General features: G+C 62.4%; 31 protein-coding genes. 17 read left to right on the top strand and 14 right to left on the bottom strand.

What is annotated here, in order from left to right; all coding sequences use genetic code 11:
* The first annotated feature begins 164 nt into the window (after positions 1-164).
* From coxB to PMI07_RS00205, 13 genes are all read left to right on the top strand, one after another.
* Positions 165-1049: a cytochrome c oxidase subunit II gene (gene coxB, locus PMI07_RS00265; RefSeq protein WP_007766290.1), complete on the top strand. Its 885-nt coding sequence runs from the start codon at positions 165-167 to the stop codon at positions 1047-1049.
* A gap of 18 nt (positions 1050-1067) precedes the next feature.
* Positions 1068-2774: a cytochrome c oxidase subunit I gene (gene ctaD, locus PMI07_RS00260; RefSeq protein ID WP_007766287.1), complete on the top strand. Its 1707-nt coding sequence runs from the start codon at positions 1068-1070 to the stop codon at positions 2772-2774.
* 68 nt (positions 2775-2842) lie between these two features.
* On the top strand, positions 2843-3799 hold the full coding sequence (locus PMI07_RS00255; RefSeq protein WP_024163426.1) for a heme o synthase: 957 nt from the start codon (positions 2843-2845) through the stop codon (positions 3797-3799).
* Positions 3799-3936: a hypothetical protein gene (locus PMI07_RS34670; RefSeq protein WP_007771404.1), complete on the top strand. Its 138-nt coding sequence runs from the start codon at positions 3799-3801 to the stop codon at positions 3934-3936. The genes PMI07_RS00255 and PMI07_RS34670 overlap by 1 nt, the downstream gene beginning before the upstream one ends.
* Before the next feature lie 10 nt (positions 3937-3946).
* A complete protein-coding gene (locus PMI07_RS00245; protein WP_007771403.1) occupies positions 3947-4567 on the top strand; it encodes a cytochrome c oxidase assembly protein in 621 nt (206 codons plus the stop codon).
* 51 nt (positions 4568-4618) lie between these two features.
* A complete protein-coding gene (locus PMI07_RS00240; RefSeq protein ID WP_024163425.1) occupies positions 4619-5494 on the top strand; it encodes a cytochrome c oxidase subunit 3 in 876 nt (291 codons plus the stop codon).
* Positions 5495-5626: 132 nt separating this feature from the next.
* Positions 5627-6334: an SURF1 family protein gene (locus PMI07_RS00235; RefSeq protein WP_245277077.1), complete on the top strand. Its 708-nt coding sequence runs from the start codon at positions 5627-5629 to the stop codon at positions 6332-6334.
* A 68-nt stretch (positions 6335-6402) separates the two neighbouring features.
* Positions 6403-6768 (top strand): DUF1304 domain-containing protein, encoded by a 366-nt coding sequence (locus PMI07_RS00230; RefSeq protein WP_007766494.1) that lies wholly within the window; start codon positions 6403-6405, stop codon positions 6766-6768.
* A 4-nt stretch (positions 6769-6772) separates the two neighbouring features.
* Positions 6773-7789 carry a 4-hydroxy-3-methylbut-2-enyl diphosphate reductase gene (gene ispH, locus PMI07_RS00225; protein ID WP_007766498.1) on the top strand — a complete coding sequence of 339 codons (1017 nt, stop codon included), beginning with the start codon at positions 6773-6775 and terminating at the stop codon, positions 7787-7789.
* Between the two features lie 63 nt (positions 7790-7852).
* Positions 7853-8836 (top strand): homoserine kinase, encoded by a 984-nt coding sequence (locus PMI07_RS00220; RefSeq protein ID WP_007766500.1) that lies wholly within the window; start codon positions 7853-7855, stop codon positions 8834-8836.
* Entirely contained in the window at positions 8833-9273 is a 441-nt protein-coding gene (gene rnhA, locus PMI07_RS00215; RefSeq protein ID WP_007766503.1) for a ribonuclease HI, read from the top strand. The genes PMI07_RS00220 and rnhA overlap by 4 nt, the downstream gene beginning before the upstream one ends.
* A gap of 21 nt (positions 9274-9294) precedes the next feature.
* Positions 9295-10098, top strand: coding sequence for an endonuclease/exonuclease/phosphatase family protein (locus PMI07_RS00210; RefSeq protein ID WP_037084913.1), 804 nt, complete (start codon positions 9295-9297; stop codon positions 10096-10098).
* A 63-nt stretch (positions 10099-10161) separates the two neighbouring features.
* Positions 10162-10470 (top strand): Dabb family protein, encoded by a 309-nt coding sequence (locus tag PMI07_RS00205; RefSeq protein ID WP_007769103.1) that lies wholly within the window; start codon positions 10162-10164, stop codon positions 10468-10470.
* Positions 10471-10512: 42 nt separating this feature from the next.
* Here the strand turns inward: PMI07_RS00205 and PMI07_RS00200 are convergent, their stop codons facing one another.
* From PMI07_RS00200 to PMI07_RS00180, 6 genes are all read right to left on the bottom strand, one after another.
* Positions 10513-11412, bottom strand: coding sequence for a metal ABC transporter substrate-binding protein (locus PMI07_RS00200; RefSeq protein WP_007769106.1), 900 nt, complete (start codon positions 11410-11412; stop codon positions 10513-10515).
* A gap of 17 nt (positions 11413-11429) precedes the next feature.
* Complete coding sequence (locus PMI07_RS00195; RefSeq protein ID WP_007769109.1) at positions 11430-12302, bottom strand: metal ABC transporter permease; 873 nt, start codon at positions 12300-12302, stop codon at positions 11430-11432.
* Positions 12299-13096, bottom strand: coding sequence for an ABC transporter ATP-binding protein (locus tag PMI07_RS00190; protein ID WP_007769112.1), 798 nt, complete (start codon positions 13094-13096; stop codon positions 12299-12301). Before PMI07_RS00190 ends, PMI07_RS00195 begins: the two co-directional genes overlap by 4 nt.
* Positions 13093-13215, bottom strand: a complete 123-nt coding sequence (locus PMI07_RS35910) for a hypothetical protein (RefSeq protein ID WP_007769114.1) — start codon at positions 13213-13215, stop codon at positions 13093-13095. The genes PMI07_RS00190 and PMI07_RS35910 overlap by 4 nt, the downstream gene beginning before the upstream one ends.
* A 189-nt stretch (positions 13216-13404) precedes the next feature.
* The gene (locus tag PMI07_RS00185) at positions 13405-13890 is read right to left on the bottom strand and encodes a peroxiredoxin (RefSeq protein ID WP_007769116.1); all 486 of its coding nucleotides are present in this window, start codon (positions 13888-13890) and stop codon (positions 13405-13407) included.
* 140 nt (positions 13891-14030) lie between these two features.
* Positions 14031-14873, bottom strand: a complete 843-nt coding sequence (locus tag PMI07_RS00180; protein ID WP_007769128.1) for a protein-disulfide reductase DsbD domain-containing protein — start codon at positions 14871-14873, stop codon at positions 14031-14033.
* 176 nt (positions 14874-15049) lie between these two features.
* On the opposite strand from PMI07_RS00180, the gene PMI07_RS00175 reads away from it, so the two are divergent.
* From PMI07_RS00175 to PMI07_RS00165, 3 genes are all read left to right on the top strand, one after another.
* Positions 15050-15655 (top strand): YqgE/AlgH family protein, encoded by a 606-nt coding sequence (locus tag PMI07_RS00175; RefSeq protein ID WP_007769131.1) that lies wholly within the window; start codon positions 15050-15052, stop codon positions 15653-15655.
* A gap of 92 nt (positions 15656-15747) precedes the next feature.
* Positions 15748-15939, top strand: coding sequence for a CsbD family protein (locus tag PMI07_RS00170; protein ID WP_007769134.1), 192 nt, complete (start codon positions 15748-15750; stop codon positions 15937-15939).
* A 92-nt stretch (positions 15940-16031) separates the two neighbouring features.
* Entirely contained in the window at positions 16032-17099 is a 1068-nt protein-coding gene (locus PMI07_RS00165) for a putative zinc-binding metallopeptidase (protein WP_007769137.1), read from the top strand.
* A 244-nt stretch (positions 17100-17343) separates the two neighbouring features.
* Here PMI07_RS00165 and PMI07_RS00160 read toward each other — a convergent pair whose 3' ends face one another.
* The 6 genes from PMI07_RS00160 to PMI07_RS00135 form a co-directional block, all read right to left on the bottom strand.
* Positions 17344-18498, bottom strand: a complete 1155-nt coding sequence (locus PMI07_RS00160; protein ID WP_024163423.1) for an acyl-CoA dehydrogenase family protein — start codon at positions 18496-18498, stop codon at positions 17344-17346.
* Between the two features lie 191 nt (positions 18499-18689).
* The gene (locus PMI07_RS00155) at positions 18690-19142 is read right to left on the bottom strand and encodes a DUF1801 domain-containing protein (protein ID WP_037084863.1); all 453 of its coding nucleotides are present in this window, start codon (positions 19140-19142) and stop codon (positions 18690-18692) included.
* A gap of 22 nt (positions 19143-19164) precedes the next feature.
* Positions 19165-19635 carry a DUF1801 domain-containing protein gene (locus PMI07_RS00150; RefSeq protein ID WP_007759448.1) on the bottom strand — a complete coding sequence of 157 codons (471 nt, stop codon included), beginning with the start codon at positions 19633-19635 and terminating at the stop codon, positions 19165-19167.
* Between the two features lie 12 nt (positions 19636-19647).
* Complete coding sequence (locus PMI07_RS00145) at positions 19648-19863, bottom strand: hypothetical protein (RefSeq protein ID WP_007759449.1); 216 nt, start codon at positions 19861-19863, stop codon at positions 19648-19650.
* Positions 19864-19981: 118 nt separating this feature from the next.
* On the bottom strand, positions 19982-20413 hold the full coding sequence (locus tag PMI07_RS00140; protein WP_007759450.1) for an SRPBCC domain-containing protein: 432 nt from the start codon (positions 20411-20413) through the stop codon (positions 19982-19984).
* Entirely contained in the window at positions 20410-20733 is a 324-nt protein-coding gene (locus PMI07_RS00135; protein ID WP_007759451.1) for a metalloregulator ArsR/SmtB family transcription factor, read from the bottom strand. The genes PMI07_RS00140 and PMI07_RS00135 overlap by 4 nt, the downstream gene beginning before the upstream one ends.
* Positions 20734-21052: 319 nt before the next feature.
* On the opposite strand from PMI07_RS00135, the gene PMI07_RS00130 reads away from it, so the two are divergent.
* Positions 21053-21757, top strand: a complete 705-nt coding sequence (locus PMI07_RS00130) for a helix-turn-helix domain-containing protein (protein WP_007759452.1) — start codon at positions 21053-21055, stop codon at positions 21755-21757.
* A 6-nt stretch (positions 21758-21763) separates the two neighbouring features.
* On the opposite strand, the gene PMI07_RS00125 is transcribed toward PMI07_RS00130, so the two are convergent.
* Both PMI07_RS00125 and PMI07_RS00120 read right to left on the bottom strand, forming a co-directional pair.
* Positions 21764-24676 (bottom strand): EAL domain-containing protein, encoded by a 2913-nt coding sequence (locus tag PMI07_RS00125; RefSeq protein WP_007759453.1) that lies wholly within the window; start codon positions 24674-24676, stop codon positions 21764-21766.
* Positions 24673-25284, bottom strand: coding sequence for a GNAT family protein (locus PMI07_RS00120; protein WP_007759454.1), 612 nt, complete (start codon positions 25282-25284; stop codon positions 24673-24675). Before PMI07_RS00120 ends, PMI07_RS00125 begins: the two co-directional genes overlap by 4 nt.
* Between the last annotated feature and the right edge of the window lie 27 nt (positions 25285-25311).

The following is a 25311-nucleotide window of genomic DNA, read 5'->3' as shown; positions in this document are numbered from 1 at the left end:
GATTATGGCACGATTCCGGGCTTCTCCGGGAGGCGCAAAAATGCCGCACGGGCTTTTCCCGCCAGATATTGCGGCGGCAGGCAAACTGTGATTGAAGCAGACCATATAGCTTGGATTCTGCGTTCGGTTTGATCGAGATCAGACGCATGGGGAGATATGTAGTGATGAACAGGGCTTTTGCAGTGATGACGGCGCTCATCTGTCTGCTCTTTGCTTCCGCAGGTTTTGCGGACCAGCCGCATCCGTGGCAGATTGATTTCCAGGCGGCTGCAACGCCGATCATGCACCAGATCCGCTGGTTCAACCACTATACGCTGTGGTTCATCGTGCCGACCACGCTTTTGGTTCTGGCCTTGCTGGTCGTCGTCGTCGTGAAGTTCCGCGCCAGCGCCAATCCGGTACCGTCGCGGACCAGCCACAATACGGCGATCGAGATCATCTGGACGCTCGGTCCGGTCCTCATCCTCTTCTTCCTCGCCATTCCCTCCTTCAACCTCCTGAATGCCCAGCTCGAAATTCCGGACTCGGACATGACCGTCAAGGCCACCGCCACCCAGTGGCAGTGGAACTATGAATATGAAGGCACGCCGGCACCGGTCGCCTTCGATAGTTTCATGCTGAAGGACCAGGACCGTGCTGCTGCCGGCAAGACCGATCCTGCCGTCTATCCGCGCCTTCTCGCCGTCGACAACGAACTGATCATCCCGGTCAACAAGACCGTGCGCATGCTGGTGACGGCCGCTCCGTCGGACGTTATTCATGCCTTCGCGATGCCGGCTTTCGGGGTCAAGATCGACGCCGTTCCGGGCCGTCTGAACGAAACCTGGTTCAAGGCCGAGAACGAAGGCCTTTATTACGGCCAGTGTTCCGAACTGTGCGGCAAGGACCATGCGTTCATGCCGATTGCCATCCGCGTCGTGTCGGAAGACAAGTACAAGACCTGGCTCGCAGCTGCTGCGACCGACCTGCCGGGTGCCTATAAGGCTCTCGTGGCTGCGGTCGACAAGCCGACCGGCAATTTTGCCGTCGCGGCAAATGTATCCAAGTAATACGGAGGAGTGAGGACAATGGCTGGACATTCCGCTCACGACGATCACGCTCATGCTCGCACCTCTCACGATGATGCGCATGCTCACGACGATCGTCACGATCATTCGCATACGCCAGGCTTCGCGGCCCGCTGGCTGTTTTCGACCAACCACAAGGACATCGGCACGCTCTACCTGATCTTCGCGATCATGGCGGGCATTCTCGGGGGTCTTCTTTCCGTTGCCATGCGCATGGAACTGCAGGAGCCGGGCATCCAGATCTTCCACGGTCTGGCCTCGATGGTCTACGGGTTCGAAGGTGATGCCGCGATCGACGGCGGCAAGCACATGTTCAACGTGTTCACCACCGGCCACGCCCTGATCATGATCTTCTTCATGGTCATGCCGGCGATGATCGGCGGTTTTGCCAACTGGATGGTGCCGATCATGATCGGTGCGCCGGACATGGCCTTCCCGCGCCTGAACAACATTTCCTTCTGGCTGCTCGTGCCGGCCTTCCTGCTGCTGCTTCTTTCGATGTTCGTCGAAGGCCCGGCAGGCGCCTACGGTGTCGGCGGTGGCTGGACCATGTATCCGCCGCTTGCGACCATGGGTCATCCGGGTCCGGCCGTCGACCTGGCGATCTTCTCGCTGCACGTCGCCGGCGCGTCCTCGATCCTCGGTGCGATCAACTTCATCACCACGATCCTGAACATGCGCGCTCCGGGCATGACGCTGCACAAGATGCCGCTGTTTGCCTGGGCCGTGCTGGTCACTGCCTTCCTGCTGCTGCTGTCGCTGCCGGTTCTGGCGGGCGCCATCACCATGCTTCTGACCGACCGCAACTTTGGCACGACCTTCTTCTCGCCGGAAGGCGGCGGTGATCCGATCCTCTACCAGCACCTGTTCTGGTTCTTCGGTCACCCGGAAGTGTACATCCTGATCCTGCCCGGCTTCGGCATCATCAGCCACATCGTCTCGACCTTCTCGAAGAAGCCGGTCTTCGGTTATCTCGGCATGGCCTATGCCATGGTCGCGATCGGCGCCGTCGGCTTCATCGTCTGGGCCCATCACATGTACACCGTCGGCATGTCGCTCGATGCGCAGCGCTACTTCGTCTTCGCGACGATGGTCATCGCGGTTCCGACCGGCATCAAGATCTTCTCCTGGATTGCGACGATGTGGGGCGGTTCGCTGACCTTCACGACGCCGATGATCTGGGCGATCGGCTTCATCTTCCTGTTCACGGTCGGCGGCGTCACGGGCGTCCAGCTCGCCAATGCCGGCCTCGACCGCTCGCTGCATGACACCTATTACGTCGTGGCCCACTTCCACTACGTTCTGTCGCTCGGCGCGGTCTTCGCCATCTTTGCGGCCTGGTATTACTGGTTCCCGAAGATGTTCGGCTACATGTACGACCAGCGGATCGGCAACCTGCATTTCTGGGTCATGTTCATCGGCGTCAACCTGGTGTTCTTCCCGCAGCACTTCCTCGGCCTCGCCGGCATGCCGCGCCGCTACATCGACTATCCTGATGCCTTTGCCGGCTGGAACTACGTTTCCTCCATCGGTTCCTACATCTCCTTCGTCGGTGTGCTGATCTTCCTCTATGGCGTCTGGGAAGCCTTCTCCAAGAAGCGCGTTGCCGGCGACAACCCGTGGGGTGAAGGTGCGACCACGCTGGAATGGCAGCTCTCTTCGCCGCCGCCGTACCACCAGTGGGAACAGCTGCCGCGCATCAAGTAAGCGGTTCATCTTCGAAGAGGGGCATCGCGGTAGCCGCGATGCTCTGAAATACCAAACGGGACGGTTCAATGACGGTTATGGATAATCACGACGCTCTCGGCACCGATCGAGGCTCACGCCTCTCGGAAGCGAGCGCGCGCGATTTCTTCGAGCTCCTGAAGCCGCGGGTGATGTCGCTCGTGGTCTTCACCGCATTTGCCGGCCTCATCCTCGCGCCCGGTCAGATCAATCCGGTCCTCGGCGTGATTTCAATTCTCTGCATCGCCGTTGGCGCCGGCGCCTCCGGGGCGCTGAACATGTGGTATGACGCCGATATCGACGCCATTATGACCCGCACCGCCAAGCGTCCGATCCCGGCAGGCCGCATCCTGCCCCAGGAAGCGCTCGCCTTCGGCCTGACGCTCTCGGTCTTTTCGGTCGTCATCCTCGGTCTGGCGGTCAACTGGTTCTCGGCCGGCCTGCTGGCCTTCACGATCTTCTTCTATGTCGTCGTCTACACGATGTGGCTGAAGCGCTCGACGCCGCAGAACATCGTCATCGGCGGCGCTTCCGGCGCCTTCCCGCCGATGATCGGCTGGGCCTGTGTCACCGGGGGCGTGTCGCTCGACAGTATTCTCCTGTTCCTGATCATCTTCCTGTGGACCCCGGCGCATTTCTGGGCGCTCGCCCTCTTCAAGATGCGCGACTACGGCTCGGTCGGCGTGCCGATGATGCCGAACGTTGCGGGAGAGGCCTCGACCAAGAACCAGATCATCGTCTACGCGGTGCTGACCGCGGTGACCGCTGTGGCTCCCACTTTCACCGGTCTTGCCGGCCTCGGTTACGGCATCTTCGCCGCCGTGCTTGGCGCGATCTTCGTCATCTGTTCCATCGCCGTCCGGCGCATGCCGGACGGCGATGAGAAGATGATGCCGGCGAAGAAGATGTTCGCCTATTCGATATTCTATCTCTTCGCGATCTTCTCGGCCCTGCTGGCCGACCGGCTGCTCGCAGGACTGCCGCACCTCCTGGGAGGTCTGCTGTGATGGAAACGGTCAAGCTCAGCGAGGCGCAGAAGAAGTCGCGCCGCAACCGCAATATCGCGCTCGGCGTCGTTCTCGCCGGGCTCGTGGTCCTCTTCTACATCATGACGCTGGTGAAAATCGGCGGAGTCGGGAATTAGGATGGAAGCGATGACGGACGTCAATCCGAACGGTCAGGCAAAACGGGTCAGCAACAGCGCGATCTTCGCCGGCTGCGCCGTTTTCGTCGCCGGCATGGTCGGCGCTGCCTATGCTTCCGTGCCGCTCTACCGGCTGTTCTGCCAGGTCACCGGCTATAACGGCACGACCCAGCGTGTCGAGCAGTATTCCGACAAGATCCTGAACAAGCCGATCCAGGTGACGTTCGACGCCAATATTTCGCCGGGCCTGAACTGGGAGTTCAAGCCTGCCAAGTCGGTCAACCCGAAGATCGGCGAGACCGTGCAGATCGAATATACCGCGACCAACCGCTCGTCGAAGCCGACGACGGGGAGCGCCGTCTTCAACGTGACGCCGATGGAAGCGGGCGCCTATTTCAACAAGGTCGAGTGCTTCTGCTTCACCGAGCAGACGCTGCAGCCGGGCCAGTCGGTTCAGATGCCGGTGGTATTCTTCGTTGACCCGGAGCTCGCCACGGCCCCAGAGACCAAGAACATCAAGACGATCACTCTGTCCTACACCTTCTATCCGAGCGAGCCGAGCAAACCGGTCGCCGCTCTGCCGGAAGGCCAGAAGGCAGACGCCCAGAAGACGGGTACAGGGAAACTTTAAGAGGGTTCGCCGGTTTTCCGGCGAAGCAGGCATTCATCCGGGGATTCTGACATGGCCGACGCGCATCAGAAAAATCACGACTACCACATCATCGATCCGAGCCCGTGGCCGATCCTGGCTTCGCTCGGCGCCTTCATCATGACCTTCGGCGGTGTCGGCTACATGCGCTATCTGCATGGCGGCCAGTTCCACATCTTCGGTCTGGACCTTGCCACGCCGTGGATCTTCTTCATCGGCCTGGCGATCATCCTCTACACGATGATCGGCTGGTGGTCGGACACGATCAAGGAAGGCAATTCCGGCGCCCATACCCGCGTGGTCTCGTTGCACCTGCGCTACGGCATGATCATGTTCATCGCTTCCGAAGTGATGTTCTTCGTCGCCTGGTTCTGGGCCTTCTTCGATGCGAGCCTCTACGCCAACGAGGCGATCCAGGCGACCCGCGTCGAGTTCCTCGGCGGTCAATGGCCGCCGAAGGGTGTAGAAGTCCTCGATCCCTGGCACCTGCCGATCTACAACACCATCATCCTGCTGCTGTCGGGCACCTGCGTCACCTGGGCTCACCATGCGCTGCTGCACGGCGACCGCAAGGGCCTGATCACCGGCTTGGCGCTGACCGTCGCGCTCGGTATCCTGTTCTCCTGCGTCCAGGCCTACGAATATATCCACGCTCCGTTCGCGTTCTCGAACTCGATCTACGGCGCGACCTTCTTCATGGCGACCGGCTTCCACGGTTTCCACGTGCTGGTCGGCACGATCTTCCTGCTGGTCTGCCTTCTGCGCGCGATTGCCGGCGGCTTCACGCCCACCAAGCATTTCGGCTTCGAAGCCGCCGCCTGGTACTGGCACTTCGTCGACGTGGTCTGGCTGTTCCTCTTCTTCGCCATCTACATCTGGGGCGGCTGGGGCGCACCGCTGGCCCACTGATCGCGGGGCGACAAGAATTCGGGGAGGGCGGCGACGAGCCGCCCTTCTGCTTTTTGAGGATTGGAATGAATGGCAACCAAGGCTCCCTCCCAAACCGCTTCCGATGAAACGCCCGCCCGCGGCCGTGGCCGGATGATTGCGACCGTCGTCTTGGTGCTGGCGGCGCTGGTCATCCTCCTGTCGCTCGGCACCTGGCAGGTGGAGCGGCTGCATTGGAAGGAAGGCCTGCTCGCCGATATTGCCGAGCGGCGGGCGGCGGCACCCGTCCAGCTCTCCGATATCGAGGCGATCCGGAAATCCGGCGGCGATATCGAATATCGCCGGGTGTCGGCCACCGGCACCTTCGACCATGCCAGGGAACGGCACTTCTTCGCGACCTTCAACGGCCAGACCGGCTTTTACGTCTATACGCCGATGACGCTCGCCGATGGCCGCATCCTGTTCGTCAACCGCGGTTTCGTACCCTATGAGATGAAGGATCCGAAGACCCGCGCCGCCGGAGAGGTTGCCGGCCAACAGACTGTAACCGGTTATGCCCGCGTCCGGCTCGGCGAAAAACCGTCCTCGATCGTGCCGGACAACGATCTCGCCAAGAACATCTTCTACTGGAAGGATCTCGATGCGATGGTCTCGACCACCGGCATCGATGCCGGCAAGGTCGTGCAGTTCTTCGTGGATGCCGACGCGTCGGTTGCCAGCCCGGGCGGCTGGCCGAAGGGCGGAGTCACCCAGTTCGACCTGCCGAACAGCCATCTGCAATATGCCGTCACCTGGTATGGTCTGGCGGCCGCCCTGGTTGCTGTCGTCATCGGCATGGTTTTCCGCCGCAAGCGGGCCTGAGGCCGCATGGCCTGAAATCCGCAATTGCGATAGCCTTGTCGAAGGGTCAAGGGAATCGGGGCAAGGTTATGGCACTTCTGGCAAACATCTTTGTGGCGCTGACGGCGCTTCTGCATGTCGGGTTTCTGGTCCTGGAAATGTTCCTCTGGACCGGTCCGATCGGCCGGAAAGTGTTCCGTATGTCGCCGGAACAGGCCGAGACCACAAGGGTTCTCGCCGCCAACCAGGGCCTTTACAACGGCTTCCTGGCGGCCGGTCTTTTCTGGTCTCTGCTGCAGGCCGATCCTGGTTTCGCCTTCCAATTGAAGCTGTTCTTTCTTGTGTGCGTCATCATTGCCGCTATATATGGCGCGTGGTCGGTCAAGCCGCGCATCCTGCTCATCCAGGGCGGTCCGGCCATTCTCGCTCTCGTGCTGACAGTCCTGGCGTCCTGATTTGATGGCATTATCCATACCCGAAAAAAGCCCGCTCAAGATCCGCCTCTGCGGCCCGCGCGGTTTCTGCGCCGGCGTCGACAGGGCGATCCAGATCGTCGTGCTGGCGCTGAAGGCCTATGGCGCGCCGGTCTATGTCCGTCACGAGATCGTCCATAATCGTTATGTGGTTGAGGGGCTGGAAGCCAAGGGCGCCATCTTCGTCGAGGAACTTGACGAGATCCCCGTCGAGCATCGCGAGCAGCCGGTCGTCTTCTCCGCTCATGGCGTGCCGAAATCGGTGCCCGAGGATGCTCAGGCCCGCAATCTCTTCTATCTCGATGCAACTTGCCCGCTGGTCTCGAAGGTCCACAAACAGGCCATGCGCCACCAGCGCCTTGGCCGCCACGTGGTGTTGATCGGCCATGCCGGCCATCCGGAAGTGATCGGGACGATGGGCCAGCTGCCGCCGGGCACGGTGTCGCTGATCGACACGATTGCCGATGCGGAAGCTTATGTCCCCGAGGACCCCGACAATCTCGGTTACGTCACCCAGACGACGCTCTCGGTCGACGACACCGCCGGTGTCATCGCCAAGCTGCAGGAGCGGTTTCCGAACCTCACGGCACCGGCAGCCGATTCGATCTGCTACGCCACCACCAACCGCCAGGAAGCGGTGAAGGAGGCGGCCCCCGGCTGCGACCTGTTCATCGTCGTCGGCGCTCCGAATTCGTCGAACTCCAAGCGGCTCGTGGAAGTGGCGTTGAGGGCAGGGGCCAAGCGCTCCCTCCTGGTGCAGCGCGCCTCCGAACTGAACTGGGACGAGATCGGCCGCATCGAAACGCTCGGCCTTTCCGCTGGTGCGTCCGCACCGGAAGTCATCGTCGACGAGATCATCGCCGCCTTCAAGGAACGTTTCGACGCCGAGATCGAGCTCGCGATCACGGCCGAGGAAACCGAGAACTTCCTGGTGAACCGGGAACTGCGCAGTGTGCCGCTGACCGTCGAGGACATGGCCTGGGTCAACGGGGTTCCGGCGTGATAGCTCAGGCGCCAGATCCCCGCCCGCAAACCATTCTGTTTTTCCACGGACTGTGAGACCGACTTGGCCGTTTACACCGATATCACCGAAGACGACCTGAAGCGTTTTCTGACCGAATACGACGTCGGTGAGCTGACTTCCTACAAGGGGATCGCCGAAGGCGTCGAGAATTCGAATTTCCTGCTGCACACCACGCGCGATCCGCTGATCCTGACGCTTTACGAAAAGCGGACGGATGAGCGCGACCTGCCGTTTTTCCTCGGCCTCATGCAGCATCTCGCCGCCGCCGGCCTGTCCTGCCCGCTGCCCTTGCCGCGCAATGACGGGGACCTCTACGGCACCCTTTCCGGTCGGCCGGCGGCGCTCATCTCCTTCCTCGAGGGCATGTGGCTGCGTAAACCCGAGGCGAAACACTGCCGCGAGGTCGGCAAGGCGCTCGCCCGGATGCACCTCTCCGGCCAGGGGTTCGAGCTGAAACGTCCGAACGCGCTGTCGTGCGAGGGGTGGATCGGCCTGTGGGAAAAATCCGCGGCCCGTGCCGACGAGGTCGAAACCGGCCTGCAGGAGGAGATTTCCGCCGAGCTCGATTTCCTGAAGGCCAATTGGCCGAAGGATCTGCCGGCCGGTGTCATCCATGCCGATCTCTTCCAGGACAACGTCTTCTTCCTCGGCGACGACCTGTCCGGCCTGATCGACTTCTATTTCGCCTGCAACGACCTGCTCGCCTATGACGTCTCGATCTGCCTGAATGCCTGGTGTTTCGAAAAGGACGGCGCCTACAATCTCACCAAGGGACAGGCGCTGCTGGAAGGTTACCAGAGCGTCCGGCCGCTCGACGATGAGGAGATCGCGGCCCTGCCGATCCTCGCGCGGGGCTCGGCGCTGCGTTTCTTCCTGACCAGGCTTTACGATTGGCTGACGACGCCGGCCGGCGCTTTGGTCGTCAAGAAGGACCCGCTCGAATATCTGCGCAAGCTGCGCTTCCACCGCCAGATCACATCGGCCAGCGAATACGGACTGGCCGAGGAAAGACTGTCCGCATCATGAAGCAGGTAGAGATTTTCACCGACGGCGCCTGCTCCGGCAATCCCGGCCCGGGCGGCTGGGGCGCCATCCTGCGTTACGGCGAGACGGAAAAGGAAATGTTCGGCGGCGAAGCCGAGACGACCAACAACCGCATGGAGCTGATGGCGGCGATCACTGCCCTCAACGCCCTGAAGACCCCGTGCGAGGTCAACCTTCACACCGACAGCAAATATGTGATGGACGGCATCTCCAAGTGGATCTTCGGCTGGAAGAAAAACGGCTGGAAGACCGCCGACAAGAAGCCGGTGAAGAATGCCGAACTCTGGCAGCAGCTGGAGGAGGCGCGCAACAAGCACAAGGTGACGCTGCACTGGGTGAAGGGCCATGCCGGCCATCCGGAAAACGAGCGCGCCGACGAGCTTGCCCGCCTCGGCATGGCACCGTTCAAGAAGAAGTAGCCGGAGCGCGGAACGATGACCTTGCGGCTTGTTTCCCTCAACGCCTGGGGCGGCCGCGTTCACGAGCCGCTGATGCGATATCTCAGAGACGCCGACCCTGACGTGCTCTGCCTCCAGGAAGTCACTCGGTCTCCCCACGCGACCTCCGACTGGCTTGTCTATCGCGACGGCGCCTTCGAGCTTCCGCAGCGGGCCAGCCTCTATGAGGACGTGAAGGCGGTTCTGCCCGGCCATGAGGCAATGTACGCTCCCGTCGCTCGCGGCACTCTGTTGGAGGGCGAGCGGGAGGTCGCCTCCGAATTCGGCCTCGGTACTTTCGTGCGCGGTTCTTTCCCGATCATCGGCCAGCATCTCGGTTTCGTTCATGGACAGTTTTCCGCCGATGGCTGGGGCGAGCATCCCCGCCCGCGCAATGCCCACGGCATCCGCATTCACCGCTACGATACCGGCTCGGCGTTGACGATCGTGCAGATGCACGGGCTGCGGGATCTTGCCGGCAAGGGCGATACGCCGGCCCGGCTGGCGCAGGCGCATGCTCTTGTCGCGCTGATCGAAAAGGTCCGGCAGCCCGGTGAGCCATTGGTCGTCTGCGGCGACTTCAATCTGCTGCCAGACAGCGAAACCTTCGCGATTCTCGGCCGCCTCGGCCTCACCGATCTCGTTACCACCCGGGGTTTCACCGATACCCGCACTTCCTGGTACCCGAAGGACGGCCGTTATGCCGACTATCTGCTGGTGACACCGGATGTGAAGGTCGAACGCTTCGATGCGGTCGCCGAGCCTGAGGTCTCCGACCATCGCGCGCTGTTTCTGGAAATCGCCTGAGCCGCTGTTGCGCTCCGAGCATCAGTCACTATTCTGCCGCAAACAACCTGGGGAGGCCCGCTCATGATCCTGCATTGCGTATTCATTCGGTTCAAGGCGGCCGTCCACCAGGCCGACAAGCAGTCGATCTATGATGCCGTTGCGGCGCTCAAGGACGTCACCCCCGGCATCATCGACATCAAATTTGGCCAGAACGTCTCGCCGGAAGGACTGAACGGCGGCTTTCTCGACGGCTTCGTGGTGACCTTCGAAAGCCCGGAAGCGCGCGACGCCTATCTCGTCCACCCGGACCACATCACTGTCGGTGACCGCATCATCGGCTCTGCCGATGGTGGGCTTTCGGGGCTGCTGGTTTTCGACATGGCTGTGTGAGGAGAAGGCCGCCGGCATCAGCCCGCGGCCTGCTCTTACAAATCAGCTCGACTTCGCCATCGCGGCGGCGATCTGGTCGACATTGTAGCGGAACATCTTCTCATAGGTCGGCGCCGGCCCCTTGGCGTCCGAGAGCGATTCGACGTAAAGCTCGCCACCCGGCTGAGCAGCCGTCGCCTTGGCGATCTGCTTCACGAGCCGCGGATCATTGGAATTCTCCAGGAAATAGGTCTTCACGCCCTCCGCCTTGATCTGCTCGATCAGCTTGGCGACGTCCGCGGCGGAGGCTTCGGTTTCGGTCGAGAGGCCGAGCGGCGCGAGGAAGCTGACATTGTATTCGCGGCCGAAATAACCGAAGGCGTCGTGGCTGGTCAGCACCTTGCGGCGGTCGGCCGGCACCGCGTCGAACTTGGAATGTGCATACGCATTCATCGCGTCGAGCTTCTGGAGATAGGCCTCGGCATTCGCCTTGAAGGCGCCCGCATCGGCCGGATCGGCTTCCGACAGCGCCTTTTCGATATTGGCGACCCAGACCTTCACGTTGACCGGGCTGTTCCACACATGCGGATCGATCACCGTCTTGCCGTCTTCATCCATGGTGCGCGTGTTGACGCCGTCCGAGACCACGACCGGCTTGCCCTTGTAGCCCGATGCTGTGATCAGCCGGTCCATCCAGCCTTCCAGGCCCTCGCCGCTGACGAAGGTTACCTGCGCCGCCTTGAGATTCCTGGCGTCGGCCGGTGACGGCTCGAATTCATGGGGATCGCCGTTCGGGCCGACGAGGTTCGTCACCTTCACATGTTTGCCGCCCACCTGGGAGACGACGTCGCCCAGCACCGTGAAGGAAGCGACGACTTTCAGCGTGTCCGCGAAGGCCGGCACCGCGGAAAAGGCCATCAGGGCGGGAACAGCGGCGGAGAGAAGCAGTCTGCGGGATATCATCGAAGTTCTCCTGAAAGTCAGCCCGCGAGATGCGGACGGGGAAAGAGCCGCCGGGCGAAGCCGGACGGCGAGAAAAGGATGGAAAAGCCGTAGATCACCGCCGCCGTCATGATGATCGTCGGGCCGGAGGCGAGTTCGAGATGGTAGGAGGCGATCAGCCCGGCATAACCGGAGACGGCGGCCGTGGCGGCGGCAAGCGCCATCATTGCCGTCAGGCCGCGGGCCCAGAGCTGCGCAATCGCCGCCGGCAGCATCATCAGCCCGACCGCCATCAGCGTGCCGAGCGCCTGGAAGCTCGCGACCATATTGAGCACGACGAGCAACAGGAACAACGCGTGATAGACCGGCCCACGGCCGCCGACGGTGCGCAGGAAACCTGGGTCGAAACATTCCGCCACCAACGGCCGGTAGATGATGGCGAGGATCACCAGCGTCATCGACGTGATGCCGCCGATAAGGGCGAGCGCCGGGCCGTCGATGGCGAGAATGGTGCCGAACAGCACGTGCAGCAGATCGATATTCGAGCCGCGCAGCGACACGATCAGCACGCCCAAGGCCAGCGACGTGAGGTAGAAGCTCGCAAAGCTCGCGTCTTCCTGCAGCACCGTGGAACGGCTCACCGCGCCGGAAAGCAGTGCCACGGAAAGTCCTGCAATAAGTCCGCCGATCCCCATCGCCGTCAGCGACAGCGAGCCGGCGACGAGATAACCGATCGCCGCGCCCGGCAGAACCGCATGGCTCATCGCATCGCCCATCAGGCTCATGCGCCGCAGCATCAGGAAGACGCCGATCGGACCTGAGCCGAGCGCCAGGCAGAGGCAGGCGACCAGCGCCCGGCGCATGAAACCGTAATCGGCAAATGGCGCGATGAGGAGATCGTAGGCACTCATGCGGCAGGCTCCTCGATCGAGGGTTTGCCAAGCGGGGGCTGGCTCATTGAGGTGCCGGCGACCGGCGGCTCGCAAACCCCGGCGCCGTCATCCCAGTGCTCGGCCATCATCCGCGCCTTTAAAAGATTGCCGACCGACATCACGTCTGCTGTCGGCCCCCAGGCGATGCATTCGCGGGCGAGCAGCAGCGTCTCGGGAAAATGCGTCCGTACCTGTTCGAGGTCGTGCAGCACGGCGATCACCGTGCGGCCCTCGCCATGCCAATGCGCGACGATGTTGAGTAGGTCCTCCGTGGTGCGCGCGTCGATCGCGGTAAACGGTTCGTCGAGCAGGATGACTTTCGCATCCTGGAGCAGGAGGCGCGCAAACAGCACCCGCTGGAACTGCCCGGCCGACAGCGACCCGATGGGCCGCCGCTCGAAGCCGCCGAGGCCGACGGCGGAGAGCGCCTCGGCTGCTTGGGCGTATTCCTTAGGCCCGTTGGCCTTGAAGGCTCCCGTATGCCGCCATGCGCCGAGCAGGACGGTATCGAGGACCGAGATCGGAAAGCGCCGGTTGATATCCGCCGCCTGCGGCAGATAGCCGAAATCGCTGCGGACGAGTTGATGTTGCACCCGTCCCTTCGCCGGCCGCAACTCCCCCATGATCGCCTTCATCAGCGTCGACTTGCCGGCCCCGTTCGGCCCGGCAATCGCGGTCAGGCTGCCGGCCCGGAAGAAACCCGATACGTGATGGACTGCAGGATGGCGGTCGTAGGTGACCGTCAGGTTGTCGAGCGTGAGGAGCGCGCTCACGGCAACATCACCGCCCACTGGATCGCCAACCACAGCAGGCCGAGGAGCATCGCCACATAGACCAGGCGGCCAAAGGCCGAACGGCCGATCAGGCCTGGAGAGAGGTAGGGATGTGCCATTCGGCTCGCCGCTTATGTAATAACATTACGCGTTATGTTATAACAATTATGGCAAAAAGAGGGCGAAAGAGAAAGTCCGTTGCCCGAGGGAAAAGGTGCCGGTGAGGCTTGGCTCTTATCTAATTCCTCTCCGGAAAACAAAAAAAGGCGCCATCCGGCGCCCTTTTCAATCGGAATACAAACTCTGCCTCAGAGCTGTTCGAGCATCGCGGCGGCGCCGGAGACGGTGGCCTGGCCGGGGCTTTCCTCGACGTTGAGCGACTTGACGACGCCGTTTTCGACCAGCATCGAATAACGCTTGGAGCGCACGCCGAGGCCGCCTGCGGAAAGGTCGGCGTCGAGGCCGAGCGCCTTGGTGAAAGCGCCGTCCCAGTCGGCGAGGAAGTGGATCTTGCCGAGGCCGCCGGTCTGGGTCGCCCAGGCGCCCATCACATGCCAGTCGTTGACGGCGAGAACGGCGATGTCGTCGACTCCTCTGGAGAGGATCGCGTCGCGGTTTTCGAGATAGCCCGGCAGGTGGTTCAGCGTGCAGGTGGGCGTGAATGCGCCAGGCACCGCGAAAAGCACGACCTTCTTGCCGTCGAAAAGCTGTTCGGTGGTGATTTCCACCGGACCGTCCGCGGTCTTTTCCTTGAACTTGGCGGTGGGAAGTTTATCGCCGATGGCAATCGTCATGGGGTTCTCCTCGGTTGGGCGAGCGCTTGTCTCAGGCCCGCCATTCGCGGCGCACTATAGAGCGGACTTGACGCAAGACAAGGGAGAGGGACGGCAATGCAACGGGCCGCAAGCTCCGGTCTCATCGACAGGAAGGGCCGTCACTCGAAGGCGAGCGAGGTTTCCATGGCCCGATCGCCGGCGATCACGAGGATGCCCCAGCGCTTGCCCTTGATGTCGTAGTTCTTCGGCAGTTTGCCGACCGGCATGTCGAGCGCGTAGGCCTCGCCATCGCGGCGGCCGTTGATGCCGTCGAAGAGCACATGGCCCTGCGGACCGGTGACGATTACCTGCGGCGGCGCCAGGGTCCCCGACGGCAGCTTCAGCTTCAGGCTCAGCTTGTCGCGCCCGTGGGTCATCGCATAGTGGGTGACGGCAAAATCGCCCGATGGCGCTTCCGGCAGCTTCGAGGTTGCGGCGTTGAGGATCATCGCCTCCTCGACCGGCGTGCCTTTGGTCGCCCCGAGCTGCAGTGAGAATTCCGCCTGGAAGGGAATGCAGATATTGCGGCAAAGGCCGACAAAGGCCGACGCACCGAGGTTCAGAGGCTTGCCCGGATCTTCCATCTTCAGCTCGAAGGGCAGGGCGACCGCATGGTCGTAGCCGATATCGCGCAGTTTGCCGTTGTCGATCCGCTTCGGCACGGGATAGCCCATGCTGCTCAGCGTCACGCCGCTTGCCTTGGAAAACACCATCTGCGGTGGAATGCCGGCATCGCCGGGTTCCTTCCAATAGGTGATCCAGCCGGCCTTCGGCTCGATCTGCAGCGCGCCGCGCACCGTGCCATCCGGCTCCGGCGGCATCGCCACGATCCGCATCCGACCGCCTTCGTTGCTGGCCCAGGGCGTGGTCTCCGCACAGCTGATGGAGGCAACGCCCAAGGCCGCGCCCGCAGTGATGCAGGCGGCGAGCGCGGTCGGCGCCCGGGACAGGATGTTAGGCATCGAAATTCTCTTCATTGCCCAAGCGTTTAACTGATTGGGCGTGTCCAAACCAGTCACGAGCCTGCGCAAGCCGATCATTTTCGGTTGATTGATCGGGCCGACTGCCCCATCTTGATGGAATGGCAATTGACGCTCTTCTGCCCGTTGGCTGGGCGGGAAGGCAGGCTGGAGGCATCATGGCTTTCTCGACCCTCGGGGACAAGAGCGAACGGGGCTTCCTGGACGGACAATTCCTGATTGCCATGCCGGGCATGCAGGACAGCAATTTCATCCGCGCTGTCGTCTATATCTGCGCTCATTCCCAGGCCGGCGCCATGGGTTTCATCATCAACCGCTCGCAGCAGATCTCGTTCACGGACGTTCTCCTGCACCTGAAACTCATGGATCAGGCGGATGCGATCATGCTGCCGGTGCAAACCCGTGATTTTCCGATCCTCTCCGGCGGTCCGGTCGAGACAGGCCGCGGCTTCGTGCTGCATTCGGACGATTTTGTGAGCGAATCTTCCATTCCCGTCAGCGACGACATCTCGCTTACCGCCACGCTCGATATCGTCCGTGCCATCTGCGACGGGCGGGGGCCGGCGCGGGCCACCATGCTGCTCGGTTATGCGGGCTGGGGCCCCGGCCAGCTAGAACTGGAGATCGGCAACAACGGCTGGCTGAATTGCCCTGCCAGCGAGGAGTTGATCTTCGACCGGGCGCTGGAAGGCAAATACGAACGCGCCCTGGCGCTGCTCGGCGTCAGCCCGGAAATGCTCTCCAGCGAAGCCGGCCACGCCTGACTTTTAAATTTTGAAAAATCCCGGAACGAAGCCTCCAGCCCGGAGTTCTTTTCCCAGCAGGACGATGGACGTCCTCGTGAAGGAGAAGCATGATGGGCAGCACCAGTGACAAGATGGCCGGCAAGGCAAACGAAGTGGCAGGTAAGGTCAAGCAGGCGGCCGGCGATATGACCGACAATCCGAAGCTCAAGGCAAAGGGTGCGGGCCAGGAAGCCAAGGGCCATGCGCAGCAGGCCAAGGGCAAGGTCAAGGATGCCGCAAAGAGCGTTGTCGACCGGATGTAACGGTCACGTTCCACCCTTAGAGTTCGAACCTGTTCCGGCTTCGGCTGGAGCAGGTTTTCTGTATTCGCCTCACTCAATCCAACGGATCCTCCATGCGTCTCTACGACTGCGATCATTGCGGCCAGACCATCCATTTCGACAACCGCTCCTGCGTGAACTGCGGCCACCGGCTCGCTTTCGTGCCGGAAATGCTCGCCATGCATGCCCTGGAGGAGGATGCCGCAGGTGGCACCTGGCATCTCGTCGCAAGGCCGGACCACAGAATCAGGCTTTGCGCCAATACCGGCATGGATATCTGCAATTGGACGGTGATCGCCGACGATCCGCACCCTTTCTGCCCCGCCTGCCGGCATAACCGGCTGGTGCCGGATGCCTCGACCGAGGCCGGCCTCAACCAGTGGCGCCGCATCAGCCAGGCCCAGCGGCATCTGTTCTATTCGCTGCTGCGCTTGAACCTGCCGCGCACCAACCGCATCGAGGATCCGCAGGGTGGCCTCGTTTTCGACTTCCTCATCGACGAGGTGCAGCCGGACGGCACCATCGTGCCGGCCATGACCGGTCACGAGGACGGCCTGATCGCAATCCGCGCCGCCGAAGCCGACGATGCGACCCGCGAGCAGGTACGCGTCTCGATGAACGAGCCCTATCGCACCATGCTCGGGCACTTTCGTCATGAAACCGGGCACTACGTCTGGGACAAGCTGGTGCGCAACGGCGGCAGGCTGGACGAGTTCCGTGCCGTCTTCGGTGACGAGACGGTCGACTACGGTGCGGCACTGCAGAGGAATTATGAGCTGGGCCCGCCGCCCAACTGGCAGGATTTCTATATCAGCACCTATGCCAGCACCCACCCGTGGGAAGATTTCGCCGAGTGTTTCGCCCACTATCTGCATATTGTCGACACGCTGGAGACCGCCCGCGCCTATGGCATGGTGATCGAACCGCGCGGCCATGCGGAAATGGCGGCGGAAGTGGCGTTCAATCCCTATGCGGCGCGGGATGCGGAACAGCTCGTCGCAGCCTGGGTGCCGTTCAGCATGGCGCTCAACAGCATCCACCGCTCGATGGGCCAGCCGGACCTCTATCCCTTCGTCCTGTCGCAGGCGGTCATGGTCAAGCTGGAATATATTCACCGGCTGATCCACGCCCACAGCGGATAGGAGCGTCCGCCAGAAAAAGAAAACCCGCCTTCCGGTGGATCGAAAGGCGGGGTGCAGTTTATGGGGCGCATTCAGAAACCCCTGGGAATTAGGGGGTAAGATCACGATGTCGTCAACTCGAAACATGCATTTTCATATTTCCGGAATTACTGTCTCGCGATGAAATCGCCTCTTTCGCTTCCTTCCCATGACAAACGACGGTTTTTACAAGTTTTTGCCCGTCATTATCTCTAGTTTTCCGGTCTCAATAGATCTTGAGCGTGTCGAGACCGAGCGCGATGCGGCCCGCAAATTCCTGCTGTGGGCCGGTCCTCATCGGATGATAACGAGCGCCCTGGACATCGCGGAACCGGCGTTCGAGGCCCTTGTTCCGATAGAAGGCCGCGCCGCCTGCCGTTTCCATGGCGAGTTCCGTGGCGGCGATCGCGTGGCGGGCGACCAGCGAACGGCCGATCATGATCTCGTTGGTCGTGGCCGGCGAAGGTTCACCGCGCTCGGCCGTCGCGATCATGGCGGCATGGGCATATTGCGCAGCCCTGAGCTCGGTCTCCATCCGCCCGGCGAGCTGGATCACATGGGCATCCGGCTCCTTCCGTTTGGCCAGCTCGATCGCGATATCGCGGGCGCTTTCCGCGACGCCGAGATAGGCCGAGTAGATCAGCGGGAAGGCGATCATCGAGATGATATGGAACAGCATGTGCCATTCGCCCTGGTTGCGCTTCAGCGCCACCGCCTCTTCCGGCACCACATGGCCCTCGACCATCACGTCGTTCGATCCGGTGCCGCGCATCCCCATCACCTTCCAGGTGTCGAGAACTTTGACATGCGGCGATTTCATCGGCAGGCCGAAATGCAGAACCTTCGGCCCGTCCGGTTCCTCGAGCACCGCGCCGGTCATCAGGACGTCGCCCATCGGCGAACCGGAGGTGAAGATCTTGCGGCCGGTGATCCGGTAGCCGCCGTCGACCTTCTCGGCCTTGCCCGACCCTTCGATCCAGTCCGAGCCGCCGCTTGAAAGCAGGATGATCCGCTCTGCCGCCACGCGTTTGAGAAGCGGCATCACCGGTGCCGCCTTCTGATGCGTCCAGCGCCAGGCGGGGATCGCCACCTGATGCGTATGCATCGAAAAGGCGAGCGCCGTCGATCCGCAATGATGCGCAAGCTCCCTGATCATGTCGCAGAGCTCGCGAACCTCCGCACCGCCGCCGCCGAGATCGGCGGGAACACCGGCCTCGACCAGGCCGGATTGGCGCAGGTCGCGGTAGTTCTCGGCGACGAAGGTATCGCCGTCATCGCCCTCCGTGGCGCGAGCGGCAAACACCGGTCCGAGCGATCTCACAATGTCGATCGCATTCGAATGAGCCGTGTGAGCGGGCTTGAATTCGGGTGCTGCTGTCATGGTTTTCTCCTCCCATCTGTTGAGAATGGGCGGATTGTTGGCCGCTCGACGAGCAGCCGCAAGTACAGGAAATGGACTAGGGTCAGAACCCGTCATGGATCGCCGCCGTCGCGAAGCGGTGGATGACCCGGCGGGCCGGGCAACCGGAGCCACCTCATCAGGGTGTCGAAAGGCAGGTTATCCGGGGCTTTTCAGGCGCTTTTGAGTTTCTTCCGAGAGCTGGCCGGGCGGGCGGAATTCAGCGCCACGGCAGCGCGAATGAGCGCTTTCAGTGGCTCTTCGTCGATCTTGTCGCCTTCATGGAAATCGATGGCACGCCTTGTATTGCCGTCGAGGCTGGAGTTGAAGAGACCGGCAGGATCCTCCAGCGAGGCGCCCTTGGCAAAAGTCAATTTCACCGCGTTCTTGTAGGTCTCGCCGGTGCAGATGATCCCGGCAAGCTCCCAGACCGGAACCCCTCGCCACTTCCATTCCTCGATCACGTCGGGTTCGGCCTGCTTGATGAGAAACCGGACGCGGGCGAGGGTCTCTCCCCGCCAATCGCCAAGCTCATTGATCCTCGCGTCGATCAGTCGCGAGGGAGAGGTCTCTTCGCCCGCCGAACCGCTTTTCGTCGTTTCCATGGTTGTTGTCCCTTCCTTCATGGTTGTTGTCGCCTGGCCGTCACTACATCCGTTCGCCGGGCAACAGACTGGCCTGCTTCACCCAGTCGGCAAGTTGGACTTCGTCGAGCTTGTCGCCTTCATGGATATGGAAATAGCGCGTCTGCGGGGTTTTGGACGTGCCGGGAGGGACGGGACTGAGCGAGGCGCCGCGGAAGAAGGCGAGCTTGATGTATTTGGCGAAGCAATGGACGCCCAGGAACCAGCCGTCACCTTCGATGCCGTAGAGCGGGGAGTTCCATTTGACCGCTTTGTAAACGTCGGGAACGGTGCCGGTGACGAGCGCATCGATTCGGCGTCCGATATCGCTTTTCCAGCCCGGCATGGCCGCGATATAGGCTTGTACGGGAGCGTCGCCATAGCCCTTGGCGATCTGTGGGTTGCCGCCCGAGAGGAGTACCGGCTCCGCACGGGCATCGCTGGCGGATGCCTTACGTGCGACCTTCCCGGACGTCGTGGATGTCTTGCCGGCCATTTCGGTTTCCTCCTATCCGCGGGTGCCCCGTCCGCTCCGGCGGGTGTAAGGCAGCGCAAACAGATATAGGCCACTGAACAAGAGCAGGAAGAGCGGCGGCAGGGGAGAATAGACCACCCACAAGGGCGGCTCCCCGAAGCCCATGGAAACGAAATTGGCGATGACGGTCACCGTGAAGGCGATCGACAGCCAGCGGTGGACCTGTCGGGTCAACATGTTCCAGTTCAACGATATTCCTCCTCTGAAAACCAGCTGATCTGGCTTGCGCCCGCCTGCTGGCTACTCACTCCGGTTGTCATCTTGGCGGCGCTGCCGCCCTTGTAAAAAAGTCCTGTGCCGCCGGACCTCAGTCCAGCCTCGCCAAAACCGTCTCCAGCGTTCCGAAGAACCCCTGCCATCCGTGCCGGGCGCCGTTGTAGGCGAGCTTCTGCTCCGGCCGGAAACCCGACTGCTCCATGCGCAGATGGGTCCCCGTATTTGTCTGCGTGAGCGTCAGGGTCACCACGCTTCTCAGATTGTAGGCCGCGTCGTCATGCGCATGGTTCCAGGTGTAGGAGAGCTTTCTGTGCAGTTCCACGGCGAGGACCTCGCAGTCCAGCACGCCGCCCCATTCCCCACGGAGATTGAAACGGTGACCGACGACCGGCTGGAAATCGTTCTTCATCAGCCATTCCTCGATCAGGTGCTGCTGCGTCAGCGCGCGCCACACCTTTTCCGGCGGATGGGGGATCTCGCGTTCGACGACGACGGTGCGCGTTTCGGTCGAGGTCTCGTTCATTGGTCCATCCTCCTGAGCAGGTCTTCAAGTTTGTCGAAGCGGTTTTGCCAGAACCCGGCCATCTGGCTCGTCCAGTCGACCAGCGGGGCGAGCGCGCCGAGCTGCGCGCTGTAATGGGTCTGGCGGCCTTCGTGGCGGTCGCGCACCAGTCCGGCCCGCTTCAGCACCCCGAGATGTTTCGAGACGACGGGCTGCGAGACCCCGGCCTGCGCCGTCAGCACCCCGACCGTTTTTTCTCCTTCGCGGCACAGCCGTTCGAAGATGGCCCGTCGCGTCGGGTCGGCAAGCGTTCTGAAGAGTACGTCGTGAGCGTCCGGCACTTGGAATTCATACCTCGTTGGCTATGGATTAATGTATAGCCAGAGAGCTATGAATGAGTCAAGCGGGAGCATGATGGTGTGTTAGAATCTCGCAGAGAGGCGTCCGGGAATGACTACGCTTGGAGCTTATCATACCCCGATGGCTATGCATCATGCAGAGCCTTGTCGATGATGCGGCGCGCCAGGCGAGGGGACGATACGCTGGTTGTTGCCGCAGCCCACGGGCGGGTACCATATGCAATCAGTAGTCCATAAAGTGGAGTTGGTTCGTTTCCGGAATGGGACTATTCTTGCCCGGGGCATGCCGAGGAGGTTGGCGATGTTGGAGGTCACCGCGAGCTACGGCCAGTTCTGCCCGGTCGCAATGGCGGCGGAGATTTTCTGCACCCGCTGGACGCCGCTCGTCCTGCGCGAGCTTCTGTGCGGCAGCCGCCGTTTCAACGACCTCAGGCGCGGCGTGCCGCGCATGTCGCCGACCTTGCTTTCGAAGCGTCTGAAGGAATTGGTCCAGGCCGGCATTGTCGAAAACCGCAAGGCGGCCGATGGGGTGATCGAATATCACCTAACGCCGGCCGGCGAAGATTTGCGCGAGGTGGTGATGACGCTCGGCTTCTGGGGGCAGCATTGGGTCGAGACCCAGCATTCGCTTCAGAAACTCGATCCGTCGCTGCTGATGTGGGACATGCGCCGCCATCTCGATCCGACCCCGATGCCCTCCCGACGCTGCACTGTCATGTTTCTATATCCCGAGCGGCCCCCCGCGCAGCAACGCTACTGGCTGGTCGTCGACGGCCGTGAGGTCGATGTCTGCTCGACCGACCCCGGCTTCGAGATCGACCTTTACGTGACGTCCTCGCTGCGGACGATGACCGCGATCTGGATGGGCGTCGCGACCGTACGGGCCGAGATGGCAAGCGGCCGGCTTGAACTCGACGGCGATCCGGGGATCGCAAACTCCATGCAGCAATGGCTGGGCCTCAGCCCGTTTGCCCGCGAGCGACCGAGAACGGGAAAGGCCGCTTGAGAAACTTTACGCCCGCTTTGTCAGCGGAAAGCGCTCCTTGAGAAGCCGCAGCACCGCGTCTGCCGGGGCGGGCGGTCCGAACAGATAGCTCTGGGCGAAATGGCAGCCCATCTTGGCGAGTTCCGCCGCATCCTCGTCAGTCTCTACACCTTCCGCCACCACCGTCATCTCCAGCGCGCGGGCCATGGCGATAACCGAACGCAGCAGCACGGCCCGCTTTTCCGTCGCGTTGCGGACCAGCGCCTTGTCGAGCTTGATCGTATCGAAGGGGAATTGCGTGAGGTAGGCGAGCGACGAATAACCGGTGCCGAAATCGTCGAGCGCAAGGCTCAGGCCGGTTTCCTTGAGCTTGCCGAGCACCAGCCGCGCCTGTTCCGGGTTCTCCATCATCAGCGACTCGGTCAGTTCCAGCTTCAGCTGGCCCGGGTTCACCTGCGTTTTTTGCAGCAGCGCCCGCACGTCGTTGTAGAGGTCGGCGTTGAGCAGTTGCGCGCTCGACAGGTTCACCGACACGAACACTGGCAGGTCGCCCGTCTGCTGCTGCCAGACCATCAGGTCGGTGGCGGCGCGGTCCATGGCGAACAGGCCGAGCGGACCGATCAGGTCCGACATTTCGGCAATCGGAATGAATTCCGACGGTGGGATGCTGCCGCGCTTCGGGTGATCCCAACGCATCAGCGCCTCGAAACCGGCAATCTCGCCGTCCTTCAGGCTGATGATCGGCTGGTAGGCGAGGAACAGTTCCTTGCGTTCGATGGCGCGACGAAGATCGGTCTCGATCTGCAGCTTGTCGGCGCCGGCGGCGCGGAAGGCGGGGCGGAAAGGCTCGACGCGGTTGCCGCCGGAGCGCTTCGCCCGGTACATGGCAAGTTCCGCGTCAGCGAGCATGCCGGTCGCACTTTCCTGCTGGTCGACCCAGGAGGAGAGACCGATCGACGCCGTCAGGATGATCTCGCGATTGGCGAAATTGATCGGCACCATGATCGCCTTGGAGACCGCATCGGCGAAATCCGCCACCTTGGCCGGATCGCGCTCGGAGACGAGGATCAGGCCGAACTGGTCTCCGGCAAGCCTCGCCAGCGTATCCTGCGGTTTCAGCAGACGCCGCAGGCGCCGGGTCAGCGCGATCAGGATGTTGTCGCCCGCCGCAATCCCGAGACTGTCGTTGACCTGCTTGTAGCGGTCGATGTCGATTGCCATGACCGTTGGCCGCAGGGTATCGCCGCCGGGCGCCAGCGTCAGCACCGATTGCAGCCGGTCGAGGAAGACCTGGCGGTTCGGCAGGCCGGTCAGGTTGTCATGCATCGCGTCCTGCAGCAGGCGCTCGACGGAATTTTTCTGCTCGGTCACATCGATGATCGTGCCGACGCAGCGGATGATTTCGCCGTTGGAGCCGAGCACCGGCCGGGCACGAATCTGCAGCCAGTGGAAATGCCCATCCTCGGCGCGGATGCGGAATTCATGGTTCAGCCGGCCGCGGCGGTGCTCCAGGAGGACATCCAGCGTGGCGCGAAAACGGTCGCGGTCGTCGGGATGCAGTCGCGGTACCCAGTTGCGCACCGGCCCGTGCATGGCACCGGAATCGAGCCCGAGGCGGGTCGAGATGTCGGGCGTGGTGACGACCCGGTCGCGCGCCACATCCCAGTCCCAGACGGTATCGCCGCTGCCGGTCAAGGCCAGCGATTGCCGTTCAAGGTCGGAGAACAGGCCCTGCTGATAGGCGCCGCCGGCAAAGGCGTGCTGCATGACCGTGAAGCCGATCAAAAGCACGATCAGCACGAGGCCGCCGCCGAGTGCCGGCTGGATGATGTCGTTGTCGAGCTTGCCGGTCACCGTCAGCCAGCCGCCGAACAGCCAGACGAGGATCAGCGCCCAGGTGGGCACCAGCAGGATCGCCCGGTCGTAGCGGCTGAAGCCGAGATAGATGATCAACAGGATGCCGACCGTGCCGGTCAGCGCAAACGAGATGCGGGCGATGCCCGCTGCGACCGACGGATCGTAGATCGCCACGCCGCCGAGCAGGACCAGGCCGACCACCCAGGCAAGCGTCGCATAGCCGAGATGCACATGCCAGCGATTGAGGTTGAGATAGGTGAACAGGAAGATCACGAGCGAGGAGGCGAGGGCCACTTCCGCGGCCGCGCGCCATATGCGCTGGTCGCCGGACGTGACGGTGATCAGTTTGTCGAGGAAGCCGAAATCGACGCAGATATAAGCGAGCACTGCCCAGGCAAGCGCCGCCGCCGCCGGCAGCATTGAGGTGCCCTTGACGACGAAGAGAATGGTCAGGAACACCGCCAGCAGGCCGGCAATGCCGAGCACGATGCCGCGATAGAGCGTGAACGAGTTGACCGTGTCCTTGTAGGCATCCGGCTGCCAGAGATAGATCTGCGGCAGCGACGGCGTCGCCAGTTCCGCGACGAAGGTGATGGTCGAGCCGGGGTTCAGCGTGATCCGGAAAACGTCCGCATCCGGGCTCGGTATCCGGTCGAGCGCAAAACCTTCCGAAGGCGTGATCGAGATGATGCGCTGCGAGCCGAGATCCGGCCAGAACATTTTCGAATTGGCGAGCCGGAAATGCGGCGCGACGATCACCCGTTCGAGCTGTTCTTCGGAGACGTTGGAGAGTGCGAAGACCGCCCAGTCGCCCTGGTGGCCGGGCGAGCTCGCGCGCACCTCGATGCGACGGCGGATGCCATCTGCAGCGGCGGCCGTCGACACCTGGAAAGCCTCGCCTTGGTTGACGTAGATGTCCGTGGTTCTCGTCAGGTCGAGCGCCGTGTCGTCTCGCGAAATCTTGACCGCTTCTGCGGCGCGCACACCCGGCGCCGCCGTCAGAAACATGGCGGCAGCAAGGAGAACGATGATCGCCGGAACAAGGCGGATCAACGGCGCGAGACGCAGGAAAGGGGCGCTCATGGCTTCAGCATCTTCCCGAACTCACCATCTTCCGGCAATCGGGAAAACATCAGGTGGTCGCGCCATTCGCCATTGATTTTGAGATACTTGCGCAAAAGACCTTCCTGCTCGAAACCGGCCTTTTCCAAAAGCCGGACACTTTTCCAGTTCTCCGGAATACAGGCTGCCTCGATCCGGTGCAACTGAAGTCCGCCGTAGATATAGGGGATTGCCACCTTCAATGCGGCCAACATATGGCCTTGGCCGGAATGTTTCTCGCCCATCCAATAGCCGATCATGCAGCTCTGCGCCGCCCCTCGGCGGATATAGCCGATGGTCAGTCCGCCGAGCAGAACCTGGTCGTCGTGGCGGAAGAGAAGCAGCGGAACGGCAAGCCCGGACGCATATTCCTGACCGCTTCTGACCACCCGCGTGCGGAACGACCCTTCGGTCAGCTCGTCCGGCCGCCAGATCGGCTCCCAGGGCTGCAGGAAGGGGCGGCTTTCCGAGCGCAGCCGCTGCCACTGTTTGTAGTCGGAATAACGGGGAAGCCGAAGCAGGTGGTTTTCGCCATAAAGCTCTGGTGTGTCCGGCTGTCGCGACAGGAACCGAAACACCGATTTGGTCATGCGAGTGCTGCTCCGGGCAGGGCGGCC

Source organism: Rhizobium sp. CF080, from assembly GCF_000282095.2.
Lineage (GTDB): Bacteria > Pseudomonadota > Alphaproteobacteria > Rhizobiales > Rhizobiaceae > Neorhizobium.
This window is presented reverse-complemented; position numbering and strand designations above follow the sequence as displayed.

What these genes read in the sequence shown, in the direction of transcription:
- PMI07_RS00245 (WP_007771403.1), top strand. Translation starts at nt 3,947, where the DNA reads ATGACGGACGTCAATCCGAACGGTCAGGCAAAACGGGTCAGCAACAGC.
- PMI07_RS00150 (WP_007759448.1), bottom strand. Translation starts at nt 19,635, where the DNA reads ATGGCCGGCAAGACATCCACGACGTCCGGGAAGGTCGCACGTAAGGCA.
- PMI07_RS00230 (WP_007766494.1), top strand. Translation starts at nt 6,403, where the DNA reads ATGGCACTTCTGGCAAACATCTTTGTGGCGCTGACGGCGCTTCTGCAT.
- PMI07_RS35910 (WP_007769114.1), bottom strand. Translation starts at nt 13,215, where the DNA reads ATGGCACATCCCTACCTCTCTCCAGGCCTGATCGGCCGTTCGGCCTTT.
- PMI07_RS00140 (WP_007759450.1), bottom strand. Translation starts at nt 20,413, where the DNA reads ATGAACGAGACCTCGACCGAAACGCGCACCGTCGTCGTCGAACGCGAG.
- PMI07_RS00205 (WP_007769103.1), top strand. Translation starts at nt 10,162, where the DNA reads ATGATCCTGCATTGCGTATTCATTCGGTTCAAGGCGGCCGTCCACCAG.
- PMI07_RS00195 (WP_007769109.1), bottom strand. Translation starts at nt 12,302, where the DNA reads ATGAGTGCCTACGATCTCCTCATCGCGCCATTTGCCGATTACGGTTTC.
- PMI07_RS00175 (WP_007769131.1), top strand. Translation starts at nt 15,050, where the DNA reads ATGGCTTTCTCGACCCTCGGGGACAAGAGCGAACGGGGCTTCCTGGAC.
- PMI07_RS00125 (WP_007759453.1), bottom strand. Translation starts at nt 24,676, where the DNA reads ATGAGCGCCCCTTTCCTGCGTCTCGCGCCGTTGATCCGCCTTGTTCCG.
- PMI07_RS00155 (WP_037084863.1), bottom strand. Translation starts at nt 19,142, where the DNA reads ATGAAGGAAGGGACAACAACCATGGAAACGACGAAAAGCGGTTCGGCG.
- PMI07_RS00165 (WP_007769137.1), top strand. Translation starts at nt 16,032, where the DNA reads ATGCGTCTCTACGACTGCGATCATTGCGGCCAGACCATCCATTTCGAC.
- ctaD (WP_007766287.1), top strand. Translation starts at nt 1,068, where the DNA reads ATGGCTGGACATTCCGCTCACGACGATCACGCTCATGCTCGCACCTCT.
- PMI07_RS00240 (WP_024163425.1), top strand. Translation starts at nt 4,619, where the DNA reads ATGGCCGACGCGCATCAGAAAAATCACGACTACCACATCATCGATCCG.
- PMI07_RS00200 (WP_007769106.1), bottom strand. Translation starts at nt 11,412, where the DNA reads ATGATATCCCGCAGACTGCTTCTCTCCGCCGCTGTTCCCGCCCTGATG.
- PMI07_RS00130 (WP_007759452.1), top strand. Translation starts at nt 21,053, where the DNA reads ATGTTGGAGGTCACCGCGAGCTACGGCCAGTTCTGCCCGGTCGCAATG.
- PMI07_RS00120 (WP_007759454.1), bottom strand. Translation starts at nt 25,284, where the DNA reads ATGACCAAATCGGTGTTTCGGTTCCTGTCGCGACAGCCGGACACACCA.
- PMI07_RS34670 (WP_007771404.1), top strand. Translation starts at nt 3,799, where the DNA reads ATGGAAACGGTCAAGCTCAGCGAGGCGCAGAAGAAGTCGCGCCGCAAC.
- ispH (WP_007766498.1), top strand. Translation starts at nt 6,773, where the DNA reads ATGGCATTATCCATACCCGAAAAAAGCCCGCTCAAGATCCGCCTCTGC.
- rnhA (WP_007766503.1), top strand. Translation starts at nt 8,833, where the DNA reads ATGAAGCAGGTAGAGATTTTCACCGACGGCGCCTGCTCCGGCAATCCC.
- PMI07_RS00160 (WP_024163423.1), bottom strand. Translation starts at nt 18,498, where the DNA reads ATGACAGCAGCACCCGAATTCAAGCCCGCTCACACGGCTCATTCGAAT.
- coxB (WP_007766290.1), top strand. Translation starts at nt 165, where the DNA reads ATGAACAGGGCTTTTGCAGTGATGACGGCGCTCATCTGTCTGCTCTTT.
- PMI07_RS00185 (WP_007769116.1), bottom strand. Translation starts at nt 13,890, where the DNA reads ATGACGATTGCCATCGGCGATAAACTTCCCACCGCCAAGTTCAAGGAA.
- PMI07_RS00255 (WP_024163426.1), top strand. Translation starts at nt 2,843, where the DNA reads ATGACGGTTATGGATAATCACGACGCTCTCGGCACCGATCGAGGCTCA.
- PMI07_RS00180 (WP_007769128.1), bottom strand. Translation starts at nt 14,873, where the DNA reads ATGCCTAACATCCTGTCCCGGGCGCCGACCGCGCTCGCCGCCTGCATC.
- PMI07_RS00235 (WP_245277077.1), top strand. Translation starts at nt 5,627, where the DNA reads ATGATTGCGACCGTCGTCTTGGTGCTGGCGGCGCTGGTCATCCTCCTG.
- PMI07_RS00170 (WP_007769134.1), top strand. Translation starts at nt 15,748, where the DNA reads ATGGGCAGCACCAGTGACAAGATGGCCGGCAAGGCAAACGAAGTGGCA.